We start from the raw sequence: 22,670 nt of genomic DNA on the forward strand, positions 1-22,670 counted from the left end.
TCCCGGCCCAGAAGCCTTGCCGGGATGACTCCCAATTATTCCCAAGTTGTTCTGCTAAGCTATCTCATTTCTGCCCAAAAACGTGTTTAGCTTTAAAACTAACATATCTATTCTCGACTAATACGCTTCAATAGCAGTAGCACCATAATTAACAGTTAGCGTTGTCACTTACAGCAGGACCTTTTTATTGTGTTATATACAGAACACGCTGTTTCATTTTGAAGCTATTTTTTACATTTGTAGCACAAATATGTTAGCTGCTTCCTGTTTACTGATTGTCGATTGTTGTAAACTCCGCGCCAACAAAGGCTATGTTGGTAAGAGTAAATTTTACCAGACATTGTGTACCACAAATGTGTTTACACCAATACTCGCAGGTCACTAGCGCTATCAGCGCCAAGTGGATCTCTCACCCAAGTCAATCTCGTTTGGGGCTCTACCTGCCATAGCCATATCGCCAATGAATAACCATTGGTTTACTGATATACCCAAACGACCTCAAGATGCAGTATTCAGCATGTCGAGAAGTGACAGAGTTCAAGGCATGAAATTGAAGTACTCGTTATTCGAATTCAATATTTCATAACGCCGAAAAATGGTACTTCTCGCCTTGCCCTACGGGAGTTCCCGTAGAATAGCTGCACTGTGTTAGTGATATTGAAAAGGGAATACCATTCTCTCAATCACTGCCTTGCTCAGCTACCCTACGGGGGCTCTGAAACGAACATATTGAAGTGGCTTGGGTATAATATTTAAGAGATCAAAAGGTATAACTACTATGAAGTCTGAACAGACTCTCTCTAGCTCTAACTCTGCCGCTGTGTCTGCCCCCGATTCATTTTTGGATCGCTATTTCAATATTACTGCCCGTGGAAGTACCTTAAAACGCGAAGTCATTGCCGGCTTAACGACGTTTTTGGCGATGGTTTACTCGGTGATTGTGGTGCCTAACATGCTGGGTACTGCGGGGTTTGATCCTGCATCGGTATTTATTGCTACCTGCTTAATTGCCGCGTTTGGGTCGTTACTCATGGGGTTATGGGCTAACTTGCCGATGGCCATTGGTTGTGCAATATCACTCACGGCATTTACAGCCTTTAGTATGGTGCTGGGGCAGGGGATATCGATCCCTGTCACGCTTGGCGCTATTTTCCTTATGGGTATCGTATTTACCCTTGTGAGTGTCACCGGTATACGTCAGTGGGTACTGACTAATCTGCCAAAAGGTATTGCTCATGGTACGGGTATTGGTATTGGTCTGTTTTTACTGCTTATTGCGACCAATAGCGTGCAATTGATTGTATCGAACGATGCTGGCTTACCCGTCAAGCTGGGTGATATTAATAGCTTGCCGGTTATTGCCACGATTGTTGGTCTTGCGGCGACGATAGGGCTTGAGCGCCGTGGCATGCCTGGTGGCATATTGCTGGTGATTGTCGGCTTATCAATCTTTGGTTTAATATTTGATCCTAGCGTGACTTACCAAGGCTTATTTGCATTGCCTGACTTGATGTCTGAAACATCAATGATCGGCCAGCTCGATATTATGGGCGCGCTGAACCCTGTGGTACTGCCGATTGTGTTGGCGTTGGTGATGACGGCAATTTTTGATGCTACTGGTACTATCCGTGCTGTTGCTGGGCAAGCTGAACTGCTGGATGAGAACGACAATATAGTGGGTGGTGGTAAAGCACTGACGTCAGATTCTGTCAGCAGTATTGTTGCTGGTGTTGTCGGCGGCGCTCCTGCTGCCGTTTATATTGAATCTGCAGCCGGAACCGCAGCGGGGGGCAAAACGGGCCTGACGGCGACCATTGTTGGCTTGCTGTTTTTGATGATGATGTTCTTGGCGCCATTAAGCTTTTTAGTGCCGGCTTATGCAACGGCGCCAGCGCTTATGTATGTTGGACTGCTGATGCTAAGCAACGTCACTAAGCTTGATTTTGACGATAAAGTGGATGCAATGGCGGGTCTGACTTGCGCTGTGTTTATTATCTTAAGCTGTAATATTGTGACAGGGATAATGCTTGGGTTTGTCACCTTAGTGATTGGCCGTATATGCAGCGGCGAGTGGCGCAAACTGCGACTTGGCGTTATCGCCATTACGCTTGGTTTAGTGACTTTCTATCTGGGCGGTTGGGCGATTTAATCCGTTTACGGCTGAATATTGAGGCCAGCCCGTGAGGCTGGCCTTTTTGTTGGCAGTGTGAGTACCGACTAACGACTAGTTTACCGCCCCAAGTTCTGGTCGATGACAATCAAAGTAGCGACTGCGTTTTTTGTGTTTCAATTTATGCGTATCAACCAATACCAAGCCATCGATACAATCCCCAAACTCAGCATCAATGCCAAAATCAAGAAAGCTGACCCCATCGTCATTACAAAGCTCGCCATATTGTTTGTAGAGTGCAGGCACCGCCGCGCCCATACTTGCCATCGTTTGCTTGAGTAATTTAAAGCCTTCGGCATATTCAAGCTGGCCATATTGGCGATTAAGTAATTGCAGTTTATCTTCATTAAAAATAAACGGACTAAAAGAGTGCGCCAGTGGTTGCTCGCTGGCGAACTGCATTTTATAAAAGTGGATTAAGCGCTCTTTGGCGGGTTCTGGCAGTTGGTCACTTAACGATACGGGACCAAACAGGTAACGATATTGTGGGTTTTTAACCAAAAAGGCGCCGATGCCAATCCAGAGGTAATCTAAACTGCGTTTGCCCCAATATTTGGGTTGTACAAAGCTACGCCCAAGCTCTAAGCCTTGTTCAAAGTAGGGGGCAAAGGCGCTGTGGTATTTAAATAATGATTGGCTGTAAAGTGCATCATTACCATATTGTTGATGAACCTCTTTAGCACCGGCAAAACGGTATGAACCGACGATTTCCATATCTACGGGGTCCCATAACACTAAGTGCTGATAGTAGGAGTCATATTTGTCGGTATCTCTGCGATTGCCAGTGCCTTCACCCACTGCTCGAAAAGCTATCTCTCTTAGTCGTCCTATTTCGCGCATAATCGGGTTGCTTGATTGGTGTTGATACAGAAATATCTTCTTTTTATCGCTGGTTTCACCAAGTAATTCACACTTTAAAAGCGCCGTTTGTAACTCACTGCGAGACTCAGGATGAGCAATGGCACTTTGGGTGGTAAACAGTGGGCTGCGATTTTTACCTATGCGGTAGAGATGATTTTTTAATAGCTTAACTTTTGTTTTTAGAGGGAAATCTGAGCTCTTAACCACCTCTTTAGGAATTAACTCCCCAATGCGTACGGGCATGGTTTTCTTGGCTTGCTTAAACATCTCTGTGACTAACATCAAACTGGCCAGTGGTTTATACAGCATTGAGGCGCCATAAAACGCTGCTGAGTTTTTAGCATCAGCGTGCATGGGCAGCAGTGGGGCATTACACGCTTTCGCTATCTTTAAAAAACCAGAATGCCAGTGCAAGTCAACCACACCTGTTGGTCGAAGCCGTGACACCTCGCCACTGGGGAAAATCAATAGCGCACCTTCATCTCGTAGATGCTGATGGATATTATTGAGGTGCTGTTTGGGCGTGCCCCCCGTCATATTACGAACCGGCAGCAGTATTGAATGCAGCGGTTCAAGTGCCATCAGCAGTTCATTGGCGACCACTTTTATGTCGGGTCTCACCTTGCTGATAAGTTTTATCATGGCTAAGGCGTCAAGAGAGCCGATAGGATGGTTGGCGTAGATGACCACTCGCCCTTCAATAGGGATGTTTTCTATCTCGCTATTGGGCACGCTGTAGTTGAAATTGAAACTATTGAGTACCTGCTCGACAAAATCTACCCCTTTTAAATAGGAGAATTGATTAGCAATGTCATTACACTCTTTCTCCTTGAGCAGGTAACGCAGCATCGCCTTGGTGGGCGTGGCTAGCCAAGGGGTTTTATCGAGCATCGGTAAGTTTTGTTCTACAACATTGTCGACATTGAAAATCATAATAAAACCCTATTGATGAGGACTGACGAGCTGCTATGAACAGATATGAGCTAAGCTACGCGCTTTATCATTGGTGAACCTGAGTGCTGGCTAAATTGAATTGCGCTGATAAGTCGGGCGCAGGCTGTAGCTTCTTGCCATTTCAGCAGTTGGATATCACCCGAATCGGACTCGGCTATAAAGGTGCAGTTTTCCACCCAATCTCCGTCGTTGGCGTAAACCATATTGTCGGTAACCGTGAGTTCTGGCTGGTGGATATGACCACAAACGACAACATCCACTTCCATGCGCTTTGCATAGCGGGTGACGGCGTTACGATAATTTTTAATGGCTTGTTGCGCTTTGCTGACCCTGAGTTTGACGTAACTGGCGAGTGACCAGTACGGGTAACCCAATTGGCTACGCACTTTATGCAGTTGGCGATTTAGGAATAACAGCAAGTCATAAAGGTGATCGCCCAATTTGGCGTAGGCGCGGCCAATACACACTTCAGAGTCAAATTGGTCGCCATGTAATACCAACACTTTACGCCCTGACACTGTGGTGTGAATATGCTCTTTGGTAATGGTGAGGTCCCACAGACAAAAACCATCGTAGGGCTTTAGGGCTTCATCGTGATTGCCCGGAATATACACAATACGTGTGCCTTCTCGTGCCATTTTGAGCAATTTTTGCAGAACTAGGTTATGTGATTGAGGCCAAAGGAATTTACGTTTTAGTGACCATATGTCAAAGATATCGCCAACCAGAAACAGGATGTCTGTTTGCAGTGAATTTAACAGTTGTAGTAGATACTCTGCTTTGCAGTCTTTACTGCCAAGGTGAACATCTGAAAGCCAAATGGCATTATAGTGTTGCGCTTGATTTAATCGGGCACTATTTATGGGCTTAACCGTGTCATTCTGCGGCGGTAGGCTGCGGTCTCCAAGCCTATTTTCGAGTTCTGTTGCGGCAATTCCTTGCTGTTTGTTTTCCATTGTCCTGCCAGTGAAAGCGGGGATATGACAATAGAGTAAAAGCGGCAGTTGACTAGCAGATGAACTATTTGTGGCATGTTGATGACGAGGCAAAAAAAAGGAGCGCTTATGCGCTCCGATTATTGACCTTGACTGTTTCTCTATAAAAACTAGAAAATCAGGTGGGCGATCCCTGCTATAACAGGCAGAGTCACCAGTGTTCTTAAGATAAAGACCACTGCAAGCTCAAGGAAATTGACAGGAATTTTACTGCCCATCAATAGTGCGCCAACTTCACTCATATAGATAAGCTGCGTGACTGACAATGCCGCAATAATAAAGCGGGTCATGTCTGACTCAATAGAGCTGGCAAGAATGGCCGGAATAAACATATCCGCAAAACCCACCACAATTGTTTTAGAGGCTTCAGCAGCTTCTGGCACTTGTAATAGTTCCAGTAGCGGGATAAACGGCATACCAAGATAGTTAAATATTGGCGTGAATTCGGCAACCATCAAGGCGATGGTACCAATGCCCATCACCACTGGGATCACACCAAAAATCATATCAACTACGTTTTTAACACCGTCGGTCAATGTATGTTTGATGCCGCCAGCGCGAGAGGCTTTGGTCAGTGCTAGATCTAAACCCCAAGAGAATACGCCATGGCCAGCTGGGATGACTTCATCATCTTTATGGCGGGGTGTTTCATCAATATAGAGGTCTTTTTTCCACGATAGGGGAGGCAGTTTAGGCACAATTATCGCTGCGACAAAACCGGCAAAACATACCGTGAGATAGAAAGGGACAAATAGGTGTTCTAGCTGAACTTGCGAGATAACCACCAGTGAAAAGGTTATCGATACTGCTGAGAATGTTGTACCAATCACAGCAGCTTCACGTTGAGTATAGAAGCGTGCTTCGTATTGCTTGCTGGTCATCAAAATACCGACACTGCCATCTCCTAACCAAGATGCCATACAATCAATGGCACTTCGACCCGGTAGATTGAAGATAGGACGCATGACTTTAGTTAGCAGTGTGCCTAATAGCTCCAGTAAACCAAAGTTTAGTAATAGCGGCAGTAACATCCCTGCAAATAAGAAGACTGAAAACAGTACCGGCAATAGGTCGTTGAGAACCAGTGCACCAGTACTACCAGAGCGAATAGCTTCAGGACCGACTTCGAAGAAGGTTAAGCTGATAAAGATGGCACCGAGTATGCGGATCACTAACCAAATAGGGGTGACATTAAACAAGGAGTTTAAAAAAACGCTTTTAATCACAAATTTAGGCTGTGCGACTTTAACGACTAATGATGCCAAAGCAGTAAAGATAACAATCGCAGTGACAATACCGATGAGAGCGTCACCCAGCAGGCTCTGTAGACCTTTAGAGATAATTGCAATTGGAATGGTGATTGCGTCTTGATAACTGATGGGGGTCATGAATAACAGTAGACCGATCAGTGATGGCACAATAAACGTAAGTATGGTTTTAATGTTATGGGTTTGTTTTTCTGACACTTTTTATTACCCTAAATATCGAGTTTTGCTTTACAGCGTTAAAGCTGAATTGGTACTTAAGCAAATAATGTATTGAATATTCATTCAACCGCTAGCAGGCGAGGTTACCGCCTTAAAACATCTAAGTAAAACGATTCTCTTGTTATATAGAATATATCAAGACTAGCGAATAGTTATTAACTCTAAATGACTATTTATATTGTATCGGAATAAGCAGCAAAAGCACAAAAATATTTTTTGTTTATATTCATTTAAAACAATGGTTTGTTTATGTTTCTTAGTTGTTGATTGTTTGGTGCGGCGGATGTTGTCGCTACCCACTAGTGGTAACGACAACACATATTACGGAGGGCAAACTAACTAAATGTTTTTCTCAAAGATTTTGCTTTTTCAGCATTAATTTTTAACTCTTTAACCGATGTTTCAACCACATCAATAGCATTCAAATTTTCATTTGATGCTTGGCTAATGTGACTAATATTTTGGTTTATTTCACCGACAACTAAGGTTTGTTGCTCTGCGGCAACGGCATTTTGTTGCGCTAAATCGTGAATATTTTTTACTGCTTCAAAAATAGTGTCGACTTTTTGCGCTGAAATCTCGGCATCGTCAGTGCATAACAATGCTTGTGACTTACTTTCATCCATCTGTTTTGACCATTGAGTCAGCATGGTAAACATCTTATCGACACTCTTAGAGATACTTTCTGTTGACTGTTGTGTGCGGCTAGATAGTGCGCGAACTTCATCTGCAACAACTGCAAATCCTCGCCCTTGCTCACCGGCTCTTGCGGCTTCGATAGCAGCGTTAAGCGCGAGTAAATTGGTTTGTTCGGCAATGGCATCAATCTCAGACATTGCACTGGCTACTCGCTCTGCTTCTTTGTTTAGCAATTGTGCATTCGCCGCTGCTTCTGTCACTGAATCAGTTAACTCACTAATGCTTGCTGCACTTCTTTGCATTTTGTCACGGCTTTCATGGCAAAGCTGGTAAGTGTCTTGAATGCGATTAGAGGTTGATTGAATATTCGAAGCGACCTCTGTAATGGTGGCGGCCATCTCCTCAGTGGCACTGGCGATTTGTTCTATTTGTTGGTTTTCAATATCCAATCCAGCATGGGCTTGTTGGGCGGCAGTCATTAATTGAGTGGATATGGCATCAATATGTTCGGCATTATCTTGTGAGCGTCCCAGCACACCTTGCAGTTTGGCGTCTTTCATCATCAACTGAAAATCAAGCAACGAAGAGGTATCTCGACCGCAATAGATAAAACGACTGACAGAGTCATGCTGCTGTTTCATCTGCATTAATCGAGCGGGAATACGAAAGGCTTCGTCATAAAAGATGACAAGGTTTACGCCCATTAACACGATACCGGCTAAAATTACGCCCCAACCCCAAATATAACCAGCAGCTGCTAAACCGAGGCTGGCACAAAATGCAGATAGCAGGCGTTTATTGGCTAAGCTAATAGGGTCGCTAACACGTTTACCTAAATTGAGTCGTTGATAGATCTTTTGCGCCTTATTGATGTATTCGATCTTAGGCGCAACGCGTACAGATTGATAACCAACCAGCTCGCTCTGTTCAAATAGTGGCGACACAAAAGCATCAACCCAGTAAAAATGGCCGTTTTTACAGCGGTTTTTAACAATACCGCGCCATGATTGTCCGGCTTCGAGTTTTGCCCACATCTCTTTAAAGGCTGCTTTAGGCATGTCAGGATGTCGTACAAGATTATGATGTTGGCCAAGCAGTTCATTCTCTGTATAGCCTGATATTTCGATAAATCGCTGATTAACGTAGGTGATAATCCCTCGTTTATCAGTGCTTGATATCAATTGATCTGAAGAGGTTAGTCTAACTTCCCGGTTGACTATGTTTGCATTGTTTCTTGTCATTATTATTCCATTTGACTGCAAAGTGTATTACTAGATATGTTGGAAATATACCAACACATTATGTGTGGAATATAGCATTAATACACTCATTATTATTCAGATTTAGCTAATTTGTTTAACGAAATATTAGCAAGAAATACAGGTCGCTATTTTTAGCTAACTTTTTGGCTTTATTATCTTTTTTTGCGGTAATGTTTGAGTTGTTTTAGAGTTTCAACTTGAAAAAAAATAACGGTAGACTATAAAAGTAACGTGGATGTTACGTATCTTGTGTTAGTAATGGTTGTTAAAAATCTGAGCTAGACCTCTTTAACGAAGGCTAATTCGATATATATTAGACGATGCCATTAGATAATATAAAAATAGGAATATATGGTAGCTCGGACGAACAATAAGGTTTCTACACTCGCATTTAGATTTGGTATGCTCGGGATTTTCGGGCTATTGCTAGGTTTGATGTTATCGGTACTGACATTTAAGATGTATGACGGTGAAGGCTTTAGTTTTTTGAACCACACGCTGAGTGAGTTGGGTCATTATGGACACTCCGACTTTGCGGTGATTATTAATGGTGGTCTATTTTTCGGGAGCTTGAGCGCGGTACTATTTTGTCTTTTTTCATTGCAAATAGCGGACTCATCTTGGTCTTATCCCTTTTTTGCTTGCTTAGGGCTGACATTCTTCTGTTTAGCGGCGGTTGGCTTGTTCCCCATCAATGTTTATCATTTACATATTGTGGCGATTAAGTATTTCTTTATCTTCGGCAGTGTCAGTTCAATGTTTTATGGACTGTATTTATTCGTAGGTAGAGGGCGCTTATTTTCGCGCTCGACCAGTGTTTTAGCCATTATCGCGTTTGTGAATATGTCAGCTTTCTTGTTGGTCCCTCTGTTAGGCTTGGAGCTAACAGAGGGCGGTAGAGCTTTCTATCATGAACTGCTGGTCGAGATGCATCGCCCTGCCATTTGGTGGCCCGCCATTTTTGAATGGGTTGGCATCGCCAGTTTTGTGGCCTGGAGTGCTAGCGTGATGTTAAGTTTACGACCTAGAGTCAGCTAACATTATATGTGCGCCAAACCCGCGGTTTGGTGCCAATAGCCATTACAGGTTAGCGGCTCAGTTTTGGGTTTGCAGGTTAGGATACTCTCTGCCAGCGCAACACTCTTTAAACTACTTGGCGAGACTCTAAAGTAGTTCACCCCCATCTGCTTCATTTGCTCGATTTCACTGGATAAATCTATCTGGCTTGCAGATTGAGTTTGAATACCATTGAGCCTTAATAACGGTTGCTGATCTTGGGTTTGCGCAAGCAAGCCTTTTGGATGCGATAGACACACAGTTTGGCAATTATCTTTGGGCAGATTCTGCTGCTTGGCGGTAAAGCAGCGAGCTGAATGTGCTAATGGTATGTACCCATGAGCAAAGACTTCAATCTCAAACGGCAGTGGGGCACCGGTGGCGGTAACCTCAGCTTCGATAACATGGTTTAACCAAGATTTTGACAACTCTATTGGCATCACAAAGCGTTGCATTCCCCACTGATGCAGTTTTTTTAGTGTCGCTAAGTTGTAGTTATTGATGGTTGGGCCGCAAACAAAAGGTAGCTCAAGCTCTTTAGCAGCTTGCACAGCGCCCATATCATTGGCTTCAATGATAAATTCGCCATTATTCACCTGCTTTTTTAGCTCGGTATACTCAGATGGCGCTTCTAATAGCGCTAAGGTCGACAAGATAACCTCTTTGCCCGACTCTCGTAGCATATGCGCCAGCGCAAGATAATCGGCAAACTTGAGTTGTCTTCTTCTGCTGCACACCGTTTCGCCAAGATAGACCACGGGAATGCTACTTTCAGCCACCTGCTGATAAAATTGATTCACTTTTTCTTTTGACCAGCAATACTGTAATGGCCCGAGAGATGTTTTCATTGGCTTTCCTTGTTGATAAGCAAATGGCCTATTGCCAGGTTCGTTCGTAAGCGCCGAGTGTTGTAGTTTGCCCTTCAGACACTTTTGCCAAGGCGACATTCCACTCTTGCTGAGTTTGGTATTTCTCAGGAGACGAGAGATAGCTATCGATTGCAGTACGCCATACGCGAGTCACTTGTTCGACATATGCCGGACTGCGCTGACGCCCCTCAATTTTGAGTGACACAACATTAGCTTTGGCAAGCTCGGGCAGTAAACTTAAAGTGTTTAAGCTGGTCGGCGCCTCAAGGATATGGCTGGCGTTGCTATTCTCATCGGTGGTGTAACGGCCTTTACAGACCACGGGATAGCCCATCTGTTCATCGACACCGGACTTATCAATGAGCACGTCGTTTAACCACGTCAGGCGGCTACCGCCATCTTCTTGCCAGCGTACATGTTTAGCAGGGGAGCATGAGCCGCCAGTGTTGGGTGATTGCCCTGTCACGTAAGATGATAGATGGCAGCGCCCTTCGGCCATGATGCACAAGCTACCAAAAGCAAAAACTTCTAAATCGACAGGGGTCACTTTTGACAAATCTCTGACCTGCTTCATCGACAATACACGCGGTAATACGGCGCGTTCGATATTAAAAGCTTCTTTGTAAAGCGTGAGCGCCCCCAGATTGGTTGCACTGGCTTGTACCGATAAGTGCAGCGGCAGATGCGGGTAACGGCTGTGGGCATAATCTAATAAGGAAATATCAGCCATGATCAATGCGTCAACGCCAGAGGCTGCCGCTAAATCAATGGCTTGGTACCAACGGCTTTCTTCGCCTGGTTTGGGGAAAGTATTAATGGTTAAGAACACTTTCTTGCCGCATCTCTTTGTATACTCAACGGCTTGTTGCAGTTTTTTAGGCGTAAAGTTCAGCCCTGCAAACGAACGAGCATTGGTATCATCTTTTAATCCTAGGTAGACCGCATCAGCGCCAGCATTGAGGGCGATTTTTAATGATGCGAGGTTACCCGCGGGGCACAGCAGTTCCATAGGTCGGCTCCATTTATAAGGAAACAGGAGTTTAAAAGGGAATGAAGATCAAACTTTTGATGTAAAACAGGTTTGTGATCATAAAACCTAGGTAAGATCGGTTTCTTTGTATCAATGCTGGAGCATTTTTAAATGCAAGGTGTACTTCCTAATATTTTGGCGGAAAAAATTCTGCGCATCGGCCCTAAAGTCTTATCACAGCCCTTAGCGCTTATTCCGTTTTCGCTTAAAGCGGACTTATTGAAACGTATTTTGGGTTTGATGCTTGCCGAGCAGGCAGCAGATGATGAGTTAGATTTTTTGCTCGACCGCTGGGTGGCGATCAATATTGAAGACTTAGGGTTAACCTTTGAGGTGAGCTACGACGGTCATTGGTTAGTCCGTCCGTTGCAAAGTGCTGAAGTGACCTTTAAAAGTAACTCTAAGGCGCTGCTGTTAATTGCCGCTGCTAAAGAAGATCCCGATACGCTGTTCTTCCAACGTAAACTCAGTATCGAGGGCGATACCGAGCTCGGGCTTGAGATTAAAAACCTACTGCTGGGGGTTGAATTTGATTCTATGCCCACCGTGATCAGTGCCGCAATCACTAAGCTTGCCGAAGCACTGCAGTCTTTGCAGAGAAAGGCTGAGCCGAAAATGGCTTAGTAAGACATAAAAAAAGGTGCTGTTAAGCACCTTTTTTTGAATCAATGACCGGTTACATTAGAGTAATAACCAATGATTAAACCTATTTACCTGTAATAACATGGTATTTCACCAGCAGTTCATCATCCGACTCTTTGTGGTCTGGGTCAACGGCAATACAATCAATTGGGCAGACCGAAATACAGGTCGGTTTATCGTAGTGACCTTTGCATTCAGTGCAAAGCAGCGGTTCAATCTCATAGATCTCTTCGCCCATGGTGATGGCCTCGTTAGGGCATTCAGGCTCACACATGTCGCAGTTAATACAGCTGTCGTCGATTAATAATGCCATCGTTTACTTAATACCTTTTTCAAGGCGCATTATAAAGCGCCTTTTGTTTGTTCAGTCTATTTCGCTGCAACGTCAGCGGCTTGATGCGGATTACGGGTATTTTGCCCTTGGGGCAGGTTACGCAGTAATACGGCTTTGTCTAGCTCTACGCCAGCTGGCACATCTAAAAAGACAAAGTGACCAGAACCTAGGCCGGCTTCAACACTCTCGCCTTTACGATTAACCAATGAATCAATATTGAGGGTTAAATTGCCCTGTGGCGTCATGATTTCAACGCTGTCGCCCACACTAAATTTGTTCTTTACATCAATCTCAGCTTGGCCTGCTTCATTGCATTCACCGGTAAATTCACCGACAAATTGCTGAGTATCGCTAATTGAATAACCATAATCATAGTTCTGGTATTCATCATGCACATGACGACGCAAGAAACCTTCGGTGTAACCTCGGTGTGCTAGCCCTTCTAAATTGTGCATAAGGGTTCTATCAAAATCTTTACCTGAGGCGGCATCTTCAATCGCTTGACGGTACAGCTGAGCGGTACGGGCGACATAATAGAAAGACTTAGTACGTCCTTCAATTTTAAGTGAATTGATCCCCATTTTTGTTAAGCGATCCACATGCTGAATGGCACGAAGATCTTTAGAGTTCATGATATAAGTACCATGTTCATCTTCAAATGCTGGCATGTATTCGCCAGGGCGTCCGGCTTCTTGCAATAATACGACTTGGTCTGAAGGTTCGCCAGCGCCGAGTGTTGGCGTTGCGATTTGCACCTCTGGGTTGACGGCAACTATATCGCCAGTCTCCGTTTGCTTAGCTTCATGTACATCGTATTTCCAACGGCAAGAGTTGGTACAAGTCCCTTGGTTGGGATCGCGTTTGTTGATATAGCCAGAGAGCAAGCAACGCCCTGAGTAGGCCATGCATAATGCACCGTGAACAAACACTTCTAATTCGATATCTGGGCAACGCTGACGGATCTCTTCAATTTCATCAAGTGATAATTCACGCGACAAAATAACCCGTTTAATGCCTTGAGACTCCCAAAACTTAACCGACGCCCAGTTAATTGCGTTTGCTTGTACTGATAGATGCACGACTTGATCGGGGAATGCTTCTCGAACCATCATGATTAGCCCTGGATCAGACATGATTAGCGCATCAGGCTGCATTGCTACAACGGGCTCCATATCTTTGATATAGGTTTTTAGCTTGGCGTTATGCGGCGCAATGTTACTGACCACGTATAGCTTTTTATTTAGGCTATGGGCTTCCTTAATTCCCGCGGCAAGGTTTTCCATTTTAAAGTCGTTATTACGTACACGAAGACTGTATCTTGGCTGACCAGCGTAAACAGCATCGGCGCCATAGGCAAAGGCGTAACGCATATTTTTAAGGGTTCCGGCTGGGGACAGTAATTCAGGTTTAAACATAATAACTTCTCTGTTAACGGGTAAGGATTAGGCAAACGGCCGCACATTCTACTAAATGCTGAAAGGCTAATGCAAGGCAGTCAGCCGCACATGATAAGGGCTATAGAGGCGTTCTGAGTCGTTTATCTTGGGTTCTTGTGACGCTGGTATCATTTTTTGCTTAATTTAGGTTTTATTAAAGCAATTATCTAAGTATTAACCCTATATTACTATTTTGCACGTGCCCGTATGCATTGAGCTGATATACTCGGCGAGCTGCAAATTAATACGAGTAATATAGGGAGTAAGGATGTCAAAAGAGCATCAAGTATTAGTGGGTTTGTTGAGAAAATTAAAGGCAGATTCATTAGTGCTGCCAACGTTGCCGGAAGTGGCTATGCGCGTTCAAGAAGTCGTTGGCCGAGAAGACACTAGCCTAAAAGATGTCGCTAATATTATTGGCCAAGATCCCGCCATCTCTGCCCGGATCATTCGCGTCGCCAATAGCGCTATTTATAGCCGAGGTGTGCCAGCCTCAAATGTTAATGCTGCCATTAGCCGTATTGGACTCACTCAGATTAAAACGATTGTAACCTCTATTGCGATGGAGCAGCTGTTCATATCAACCAATGAGATGGTATGGGAAGTGATGGATGAAGTATGGCAGTCCTCCATTAATGTGACCTCTGCAGCGGTGGCAATGTTACAAATTTATAATCGCTCTCACCCCAATAGTGGCTTAAATGCCGATACCATGACGCTAGCCGGTCTGGTGCATAATATTGGTGCTTTACCGGTGCTTACCGAAGTTGAATCCGATTCAGAATTAGTCAATGGCATTGACCAATTACGTGCTTTAGTGCGTAAGTTGCAAGGGCCTATCGGTCGGGCAGTGCTTAAAAATTGGGCTTTTTCGCCCAGTGTTATGGAAGTCGTTGAGCGTTGGGCTGATCTGTCCTATACCTCAGAGCATGTTGGCTATCTTGATTTCATTCGAGCCGCGGCACTGTATAGCGGTGAGTTGCGCTCAGGTAATGAGTTACAAGAAAGGCTGGCTGCATTCAGCGCGAGGGGATTACCAGTATCACCAGAGGTATTGGCCAGTGATGGCTTTTTGGATACCTATCACTCGATTAAAGATAGTTATGAATAACCTTTGCGATAGAGATTAGGCTATAGTCAAAGAGGTTGAGTATTGGGAAGCAAATTGCTTTTTATTGCCTCCCAATGAACTCACTATATACAGTTTGCTACAACAGCTTAAAACACCTCAGATTGAAACGGTAAAAGTCATCATTAATGGATAGATTTGGATTGCTCTCGATAACGTGTATTGTGCTTATACTGCTGCTAGCTGCAGTATTTTGGCGTTTTTTAATTTGCCGTCGCCAATTAATTAAATTGCGTTTATCGACTAATCATAAACCCGAACAACCCAATGAAAGTGGTTTAATCGTATCCAGCATGTCCCAAGCGTTGCTGCAAAGTGAGCAAATGGTGTCGCAGTTACAACAGCAGTTACATCAAGCAGGACACGATAAATTAACGGGATTGGGTAACCGCTTAAGCATGAAGCGAAAGCTGGCTGAACAGATGCCATTGGAAAAAGGCAGTTTAGTGCTGGTGGACATCTATCGCTTTCGCTATGTAAACGATCTTTTCGGCTTTAGCTTTGGTGATGAACTGCTCAAACAAATCTCGAGCAGGATTGAAGCTAATTTTCTCGAATCCGCGACTATCGCAAGAATGAATGAAGATGAATTTATCATCTATTCCCCCTCAGGTTTTGCAGACGCAGATTTAACAACGCTAACTGCGTATTTACAACAACCTTACAGCGTGTTCGACAGTCCAATTAGCGTGCGTATTCAGCTAGGACACCTCGAACTTGAACGTTTTCATGCTGACATTAGTACCATGCTACGTCGCCTCGATTTGGCGCTTAAAAAAGCGAAAGCATTGGATATTGGCATCGCACATTACTCCGCCGGCGATGACGCCGTGCAGCTAAGGGATGTGTCGATTATTAATAGCTTGGCTAAAGCGTTACAAGACGGTGAGCTTTATATGGTGTATCAGCCTAAGCAAAATTGTGTCGCTAATAGTTGTACTCAAGTCGAAGCGTTAATGCGCTGGAAGCATAAAACATTAGGCGTTATTTCCCCAGCAGAGTTTATCCCGCTCGCGGAGTATGCCGGTATGATTGATATGGTGAGCCAGTGGGTGTTAGATCAAGTGGTGCTACAACAATCAAAATGGCGACAAATGGGCATCGTTGTGCAAGTGGCGGTCAACCTATCAACCCAAGACTTAAAGAATCAATCGTTGCTTGAAGAGATAGAAGCGAGGCTGACCAAGTATCAATTACCTGCCAATGCATTATCTATCGAGTTAACTGAAAGTAAATTAATGGAAGATATCGATAACGCAGTTATTGCAATCAATAAGTTGCGTAATATTGGTGTTGATATTGCGATTGACGACTTTGGCACTGGTCACTCTTCTTTAGCGTACCTCAAGTACTTACCTGTCGATGAGGTCAAGATAGATAAAGCCTTTATTGAAGGCTTAGATACCGATGAGCATGCCAGACATATCATGGATACCAGTATCCGATTAGCCAAAGGCTTAGGCTTTAAAGTCACGGTTGAAGGCGTGGAAACTGAATCGGTACGGCAGATCATTATTCCGATGGGGGTCGATAAAATTCAGGGCGACATATTTGCTAAACCATTGACTTCGACTGACCTTGAAATGAGGTGGCCACAGCTTAGTGGGATATCGCCCGGAGCCACTCGCTAGAAAGTGACCGGCTGAGAAAAAGCTTCTCCAAGTCGGTTTATCAATATTTGTGGCATTGGGCTCAGCTGACGGTTTTTATTCATACACACCATCTCAATTAACGCTGTTACCGCTGCTTTTTTAGCATTTGGACGCCAAATCTCCTGTAACCAGACTGTGCGATACTTACTTTCGAAGTAGAAACGCGTCCTAATATCGATAATATCAGCAAATTCAACGCCATCGTGGCACAACATATCGCTACGATAAACGGCAAAACCTAAATCGTGCTCATCCCATAAGCTTGCCAGGTTTTTTGCACCAATTACATGTTCACGAGCCCGTTCAAAATATTTTAAAAAATTAGGATGGTACACAACACCGGAAAAATCGGTGTCTTCATAGTAAATTTGTACCGGAAAATTAAAGGTTTTACTGTGTTGTACTGACTTAGTCGAGGGCATATTGGTTGTGGTCTAGTCATGAATCGTATCAAAGTGACACTAGCTTAGCATAGGAAGCGTTAACGGCTTAAATCCTATGCCAGAGCGATATTTTAATTAATGCCAAAAAGTGTGAGATTAATTTGAGTTTTCACCTATATATTCATTAGAATGTTCTCATTGAAATAAATCTAATGGAGTTGGATAGATATGGCGGACAAAATTGTAGCAGTAAACACTCAAATGGGAGAGGGCTGGAAAGTCAGCGCGCAGATCCGAGAGCATCTACTGGTGATTGATCAACCTACCGCTGGAAATGAAGGTGCTAACCCACTGGAAACTTTTGTTTTCTCGCTGGCCGGATGTATCTCCACCATTGCAAAAATGGTGGCGAGAGAGCAAAAAATTGATCTGCAGCAGTTTGATATGTCGATGAAAGCTCAACTTAATAGTGCTGGACTACTGGGCAAACCTTCAGATGATCCGGTCGGTTTCAAAGTGATCGATATTATCGCCACAATGGATGCGATGAAAGATGATATTCAACTCACTGATGAGCAAAAAAGTACTTTTTTAGACACTGTTTGCCACCGCTGTCCGGTTCACGATAATTTGCTGAATCCAACCTTGGTAACACACGCAGTTGCTTAGCTATAGCCTATGTTAGTTTAGACCGCCCTGTTGTCGAAAGCGCGACGGGGCAGCTTACTAGCGTAAAGCTATGTCATATAAAAACTAATGCCACGTAAATAAGTTATTCCCCCTCATTCAAATCGGCGTTAATGCCCAATCTTCAGTGACCCTAATTTCATAATATATTTATCGATTAAATATGCCTGAATGATAGGGTGATTTGATGCTGTTTGTCATCAAAACCCTGTGCTTTAAGCCTTTATAAAAATGTGTAAAAACAAATAGTATATTGAATAACTGGGGCTGAATGGCTTGAATGAAAAATGGACAGGCGCTGGGGGATATTATTTCACCTCTATTCTGCTAGAATCTTAGTAACCCCTATTAAATTTTTTGCATGGATGAATCGTACTTTATGGATCAAAGTTTAATTTTTTCGCTTATTCAAAATGCGGCATTGTTGTTAGCAATGGTGTTTGTTTACGACGCGTTTCCTCGCAGTCATAAACGAGAACTTGATGTGCTCTGGAGAATTGGGATCGGCGCCCTGGTTGGGGTTATTGCTGTTTCAGTTATGTTGAGTCCTTGGCAATATAGTGAAGGCGCTTTCTTCGATTCAAGAACGGTTATTCTCGGTATTTCTGGCATGTTTTTTGGTGGTATACCGACATTGGTTGCCGTACTTATTAGTGGTCTGTTCCGTTTAAGCGAGGGCGGGGTTGGCGTATGGTCTGGTATTGGGTCGATAATGACATCGGCATTAGTGGGCTACTTGTGGGGGAAATATCGTAAAGGCGATATCAGTGACATTCGCTTTAGAGAGCTACTCATATTCGGTTTTAGCCTTAATACATTAGTGCTGTTGTGGGGGCTAGTGATGCCGTTAGATGCGGCTATTTCAATGCTTAGACAGATAACGTTACCTGTTTTAATAATCTTTCCAATCACTACTGCGTTCTTGGGAATGTTGTTATCCCGACGGATTGAAATAGAAAGAGACCAAAAAATAAAATTGCAAGATCACCTGTTGTTTAAGTCTCATTTTCAAGCGGGCAGCATGGGCATTGCGATTACCGATAATCAGCATCAGTGGATAAAAGTAAACCCAAATTTATGCCATATGTTGCAATACAGCGAACCCGAGCTACTTGAACTCTTGTGGTCAGACTTGATCCATCACAATGACTTTAACCTTTATCAGCATTACTTCTCAGAGATGTTGGCGGGGGATAACAACGAGTTCGAGCTTGATATTCGATTTATCGCTAACGATGATTCTATTGTGTATACCCACATGACAGTGGCTTGCCAAAGAAATCAAGGCAAAGTCGAATTAGTCATTATTGGTTTATTAAATCGAAGTTCGCAAAAACAAGCCGAAATGGCAATGTTAGCCAGCCAAGAGCAATTGGGTTTGGTGTTAGATAGCAGTGAGCTAGGTTTTTGGGACTGGGATATTGTTAATGATAAGGTCGAGCGCAACGAACATAGTGCCAACTTGCTTGGCTGCGATGTCACTACGCTCAATAATAACCCCAAGCTTTGGATGCGGGCAATTCACCCGAAAGACAGAGTAGGAGTGCTTAGCTCGATAGATGAACATATTAGTGGTGTGAGTGAACAGCATAAAATTGAATATCGAATGTACTCTCATACTGGCGAGATCCGCTGGATCTTGGATTCAGGAAAAATAGTGAGTCGAGACGAAAATAATAAACCGTTACGTATGTGCGGTGTGCATACGGATATTACCGACCGTAAGCGGGTTGAAGAGTCATTAAAGTTAGCGGCATCGGTTTATAACAACAGTAGCGAAGCGATGAGTGTGCAAGATGAAGCTGGCACTATCATCAATATAAATGCCGCGTTTACTGATATTACCGGCTATAGCGACGTTGAAATTAAGCAGCAGAATATTCAGATTTTGCAATGTAATCGAAATAATCGCAGTACATATGAGCAGATGGAATTGTCAGTAGAAGAAACAGGTCGCTGGCAGGGGGAGACATGGTTAAGGCGCAAAAATGGTGAAGAGTTTGTGGTGTGGTTAACCCTTAACACACTGTTTGATGCTGAAGCACAAACTGAACGTCGAGTGGCGCTGTTTTCCGATATTACCGATAAAAAACAGGCTGAACAGATAATCTGGAAGCAAGCTAATTATGATCCTCTGACCGGATTGCCCAATCGTCGAATGTTGCTCGACTATCTTGGCGCTGAGATTTTAAAGTCAGATAGGCGAGAAAAACACTTTGCATTGATGTTTCTTGATCTTGATTACTTTAAAGAGGTTAACGATACATTAGGGCATGACATGGGGGACTTACTGTTAACCGAAGCCGCAAAGCGCTTGAAGAGCTGTATTCGAGATAGCGATGTTGTTGCACGACTAGGCGGTGATGAATTCACGGTGGTACTTTCTGGCATCACTGATATAAAAGGGGTGGATAAAGTCGCTCAAAACATTCTTAACCGTATTGCAGAGCCCTTTAACCTTGGCGAAGAGAGCGCGTATATAAGTGCCAGTATTGGTATTACCCTTTATCCTGATGATGCCGCAAGTATCGAAGGGTTATTGAAACACGCCGATCAAGCGATGTACGCCGCTAAAGATCAAGGTCGGAACCGATTCCATTACTTCACCCCGTCAATGCAACGGAACGCTAAATACCGTATGCGCTTAATTCAAGATCTCAGGTTGGCGATTTCAAACCAAGAGTTTGAATTATATTATCAACCGATAGTCGGTTTAGCTGATAATCATGCGATCAAAGCGGAAGCGCTCATTCGTTGGAATCACCCGAAGCGTGGATTAGTGTCACCGATAGAGTTTATCTCTGTCGCCGAAGAGACAGGACTGATTATTGAGATTGGTGATTGGGTCTTTCAACAAGCCGCGCGTCAATGTGCTCTGTGGCGCGATCGATTTGGAATTGAAGTACAGATCAGTATCAACAAATCGCCAGTACAATTTAGGGATGAAGGTGAGAGCTTTGAATCTTGGATTGCACTGCTTAAAACTCTTAATCTTAGCCGGAACTCTATTTGCATCGAGATTACCGAAGGCTTGTTACTTGATAGTAATGAGACGATATACCATAAACTCGCACAGTACCGTGCTGCTGGGATGCAGATCTCACTTGATGATTTTGGCACTGGCTACTCCTCTTTAGCCTATCTTAAAAAATTCGACATTGATTTTTTAAAAATCGATCAGTCTTTCACCCAGAATTTGGACAGCAACAGTGATGACTCTACCTTGTGTGAAGCGATTATTGTGATGGCACATAAGCTAGGAATGAAAGTGATTGCAGAAGGTGTTGAGACAGATTACCAACGACAAGTGTTATTGGATGCGGGTTGTGACTATGGTCAAGGATACTTGTTCTCAAGGCCTGTGCCTGCGGAGCAATTTGAAACGAACTGTATTATTCCCGCGACCCAAAAGGTGACCGTTGAGGAACCACAAGAGCGTAAGCAAAGTGCAGTTGAAGCTTATACTAAAAATAAGTGATGTTAGCTTACTGTTATCGTTTTTCCTTGAGTCGTTAATAACAGCATAGAGAAAATGTGCCTTGTCGTGGCTTCACTACGTTTGGCTATATTAACTGCGCTGGGTTTTTGGTAGACTCCGCGCTCACTTTTATTCCCTGTACTGAGCCAACCATGAACTTTGATGCATTCGATTTACATCCCCACATTTTAGATGCTGTCTCTGCGCGCGGTTACCAAGCGTTAACGGAAGTACAGGTACAAGTATTACCTGTGGCAATGCAGGGTAAAGATATCATGGCATGTGCCCAAACTGGCACCGGCAAAACGGCAGCATTTGCGCTACCGTTACTGAATACCTTATCGAAGCAAATGGAGCTTCAGCAAAGCAATGAAGCAGAAACGGCTACCCCAAGTGAGTATAAGGCTGAGTTGAGAGTCTTAGTGTTAACGCCGACTCGCGAACTCGCTATCCAGGTTGCTGAAAATATTCAAGCCTATTCAAAGTTTTTGCCTTTTAAAACCGCGGCGGTTTATGGCGGCGCCAATATGAATCCGCAACGTAAAGCGGTGCAAGGTGGCGTTGATATTCTAGTGGCTACTCCTGGTCGCCTGTTTGATCTTATCGGTCAGTTTGGCTTGGACCTGTCCAATGTCAGTCATTTAGTGGTTGATGAAGCAGACCGTATGTTAGACATGGGGTTTGTTAGAGATATTGAAAAAGTCAAAAAGCTGGTGGCCCGTGAGCATCAGACACTCTTTTTCTCGGCAACGTACAGCGAAGATATTAAAACGTTAGCGCAGAAGATGCTTATAGCCCCTGAGTGGATTAATGTTGCCACTGCGCCAACAGCGAGTAGCATCACTCAAGAGGTTTACTTAGTCGATAAGCGCCGTAAATCTGAGTTATTGTCTGAGCTTGTGGGTCGTAATAACTGGCAGCAGGTTTTGGTGTTTGTCAGCACCAAAGAAGGCGCTGAACATTTACACACAGAGCTTAAACTCGATGGCGTAAAAAGTGCTGTATTTCACGGTGATAAAACTCAAGGTTCTAGAAACCGAGCGTTAGAAGAGTTTAAAACGGGCAAACTAAGAGTCATGGTAGCAACTGACGTTGCAGCCCGTGGTTTGGACATTGAAGCACTGCCATTAGTGATTAACTTTGAGCTGCCTTTTGCCGCTGAAGATTACGTGCATCGAGTGGGTCGTACTGGTCGAGCGGGTTTATCTGGCCGTGCAATATCATTTGTATCTCCACAAGACAAAGAGATGTTGCAAGAGATTGAGCAAATCATTGAGCTGACACTGCCGTGTATTACACTTCCCGGTTATGAAGAGGGCGCGCCTTTACCTGCACGCTATCGCGATGTCACCACAAAGGCTGTGAAAGAGAAGAGTCATAATAAGCGTAAATACCAAGAAAAAAGACGCAATGATGCAAAGCCACGACAAGGTGATAGCGAAAAAAATCGTTATGGTCGCACCAATACCAAAGTGAGCAAATAAACGTTTATTAAAGCGCGAATAATATCGTTTTTAGAATAAAAAAAAGTGAACGCTAAGTTCACTTTTTTTATGTCTGACTTTTAACTTTAACGATAAAGCGCAGTGATGTTTAACTGCGCTTA

17 protein-coding genes are annotated in these 22,670 nt (G+C 43.8%); 8 read left to right on the forward strand and 9 right to left on the reverse strand.

The annotated features are described in order from the left end of the window. Nucleotides 1-778: 778 nt before the first annotated feature. A complete protein-coding gene (locus CXF82_RS07200) occupies nucleotides 779-2,149 on the forward strand; it encodes an NCS2 family permease (RefSeq protein WP_102043932.1) in 1,371 nt (456 codons plus the stop codon). A 75-nt stretch (nucleotides 2,150-2,224) separates the two neighbouring features. On the opposite strand, the gene CXF82_RS07205 is transcribed toward CXF82_RS07200, so the two are convergent. The 4 genes from CXF82_RS07205 to CXF82_RS07220 all read right to left on the reverse strand — a co-directional run bounded on the left by CXF82_RS07205 (nucleotide 2,225) and on the right by CXF82_RS07220 (nucleotide 8,347). Continuing rightward, complete coding sequence (locus tag CXF82_RS07205; RefSeq protein WP_102043933.1) at nucleotides 2,225-3,964, reverse strand: bifunctional ornithine lipid synthase OlsF; 1,740 nt, start codon at nucleotides 3,962-3,964, stop codon at nucleotides 2,225-2,227. Between the two features lie 50 nt (nucleotides 3,965-4,014). Continuing rightward, complete coding sequence (locus CXF82_RS07210; RefSeq protein ID WP_102043934.1) at nucleotides 4,015-4,941, reverse strand: UDP-2,3-diacylglucosamine diphosphatase; 927 nt, start codon at nucleotides 4,939-4,941, stop codon at nucleotides 4,015-4,017. Nucleotides 4,942-5,090: 149 nt separating this feature from the next. Further along, nucleotides 5,091-6,446 carry a YjiH family protein gene (locus tag CXF82_RS07215; protein WP_101092629.1) on the reverse strand — a complete coding sequence of 452 codons (1,356 nt, stop codon included), beginning with the start codon at nucleotides 6,444-6,446 and terminating at the stop codon, nucleotides 5,091-5,093. Nucleotides 6,447-6,802: 356 nt separating this feature from the next. Beyond that, nucleotides 6,803-8,347: a methyl-accepting chemotaxis protein gene (locus CXF82_RS07220; RefSeq protein WP_102038802.1), complete on the reverse strand. Its 1,545-nt coding sequence runs from the start codon at nucleotides 8,345-8,347 to the stop codon at nucleotides 6,803-6,805. 372 nt (nucleotides 8,348-8,719) lie between these two features. Here CXF82_RS07220 and CXF82_RS07225 point away from each other — a divergent pair, with 372 nt between their 5' ends. Continuing rightward, on the forward strand, nucleotides 8,720-9,406 hold the full coding sequence (locus tag CXF82_RS07225) for a DUF998 domain-containing protein (RefSeq protein WP_101092631.1): 687 nt from the start codon (nucleotides 8,720-8,722) through the stop codon (nucleotides 9,404-9,406). A gap of 2 nt (nucleotides 9,407-9,408) precedes the next feature. Here CXF82_RS07225 and CXF82_RS07230 read toward each other — a convergent pair whose 3' ends face one another. Further along, on the reverse strand, nucleotides 9,409-10,272 hold the full coding sequence (locus CXF82_RS07230; protein ID WP_101092632.1) for a U32 family peptidase: 864 nt from the start codon (nucleotides 10,270-10,272) through the stop codon (nucleotides 9,409-9,411). Nucleotides 10,273-10,300: 28 nt separating this feature from the next. Then, nucleotides 10,301-11,302 carry a ubiquinone anaerobic biosynthesis protein UbiU gene (locus CXF82_RS07235; protein ID WP_101092633.1) on the reverse strand — a complete coding sequence of 334 codons (1,002 nt, stop codon included), beginning with the start codon at nucleotides 11,300-11,302 and terminating at the stop codon, nucleotides 10,301-10,303. Between the two features lie 132 nt (nucleotides 11,303-11,434). On the opposite strand from CXF82_RS07235, the gene CXF82_RS07240 reads away from it, so the two are divergent. Beyond that, nucleotides 11,435-11,947, forward strand: a complete 513-nt coding sequence (locus CXF82_RS07240) for a ubiquinone anaerobic biosynthesis accessory factor UbiT (protein ID WP_102043935.1) — start codon at nucleotides 11,435-11,437, stop codon at nucleotides 11,945-11,947. Between the two features lie 82 nt (nucleotides 11,948-12,029). Here CXF82_RS07240 and CXF82_RS07245 read toward each other — a convergent pair whose 3' ends face one another. Then, nucleotides 12,030-12,278, reverse strand: a complete 249-nt coding sequence (locus CXF82_RS07245) for a YfhL family 4Fe-4S dicluster ferredoxin (RefSeq protein ID WP_101092635.1) — start codon at nucleotides 12,276-12,278, stop codon at nucleotides 12,030-12,032. Between the two features lie 56 nt (nucleotides 12,279-12,334). After that, a complete protein-coding gene (yegQ, locus tag CXF82_RS07250; RefSeq protein WP_101092636.1) occupies nucleotides 12,335-13,714 on the reverse strand; it encodes a prephenate-dependent tRNA uridine(34) hydroxylase TrhP in 1,380 nt (459 codons plus the stop codon). 289 nt (nucleotides 13,715-14,003) lie between these two features. On the opposite strand from yegQ, the gene CXF82_RS07255 reads away from it, so the two are divergent. Further along, nucleotides 14,004-14,846 carry an HDOD domain-containing protein gene (locus tag CXF82_RS07255; protein WP_101092637.1) on the forward strand — a complete coding sequence of 281 codons (843 nt, stop codon included), beginning with the start codon at nucleotides 14,004-14,006 and terminating at the stop codon, nucleotides 14,844-14,846. Between the two features lie 146 nt (nucleotides 14,847-14,992). Next, nucleotides 14,993-16,495 (forward strand): putative bifunctional diguanylate cyclase/phosphodiesterase, encoded by a 1,503-nt coding sequence (locus CXF82_RS07260; protein ID WP_102043936.1) that lies wholly within the window; start codon nucleotides 14,993-14,995, stop codon nucleotides 16,493-16,495. Here CXF82_RS07260 and CXF82_RS07265 read toward each other — a convergent pair. Continuing rightward, nucleotides 16,492-16,938, reverse strand: coding sequence for a thioesterase family protein (locus tag CXF82_RS07265; protein ID WP_101092639.1), 447 nt, complete (start codon nucleotides 16,936-16,938; stop codon nucleotides 16,492-16,494). The two genes, CXF82_RS07260 and CXF82_RS07265, sit on opposite strands and share 4 nt — an antisense overlap. Before the next feature lie 189 nt (nucleotides 16,939-17,127). Between CXF82_RS07265 and CXF82_RS07270 the strand changes: the two genes are divergently transcribed. The 3 genes from CXF82_RS07270 to CXF82_RS07280 all read left to right on the forward strand — a co-directional run bounded on the left by CXF82_RS07270 (nucleotide 17,128) and on the right by CXF82_RS07280 (nucleotide 22,548). Then, nucleotides 17,128-17,568, forward strand: a complete 441-nt coding sequence (locus tag CXF82_RS07270; RefSeq protein ID WP_101092640.1) for an OsmC family protein — start codon at nucleotides 17,128-17,130, stop codon at nucleotides 17,566-17,568. Nucleotides 17,569-17,965: 397 nt separating this feature from the next. Then, entirely contained in the window at nucleotides 17,966-21,064 is a 3,099-nt protein-coding gene (locus tag CXF82_RS07275; protein ID WP_101092641.1) for an EAL domain-containing protein, read from the forward strand. 152 nt (nucleotides 21,065-21,216) lie between these two features. Continuing rightward, nucleotides 21,217-22,548 carry a DEAD/DEAH box helicase gene (locus CXF82_RS07280; protein WP_101092855.1) on the forward strand — a complete coding sequence of 444 codons (1,332 nt, stop codon included), beginning with the start codon at nucleotides 21,217-21,219 and terminating at the stop codon, nucleotides 22,546-22,548. Nucleotides 22,549-22,670 lie beyond the last annotated feature (122 nt).

Source organism: Shewanella sp. GutDb-MelDb (assembly GCF_002836075.1).
Classification (GTDB): Bacteria; Pseudomonadota; Gammaproteobacteria; order Enterobacterales; family Shewanellaceae; genus Shewanella.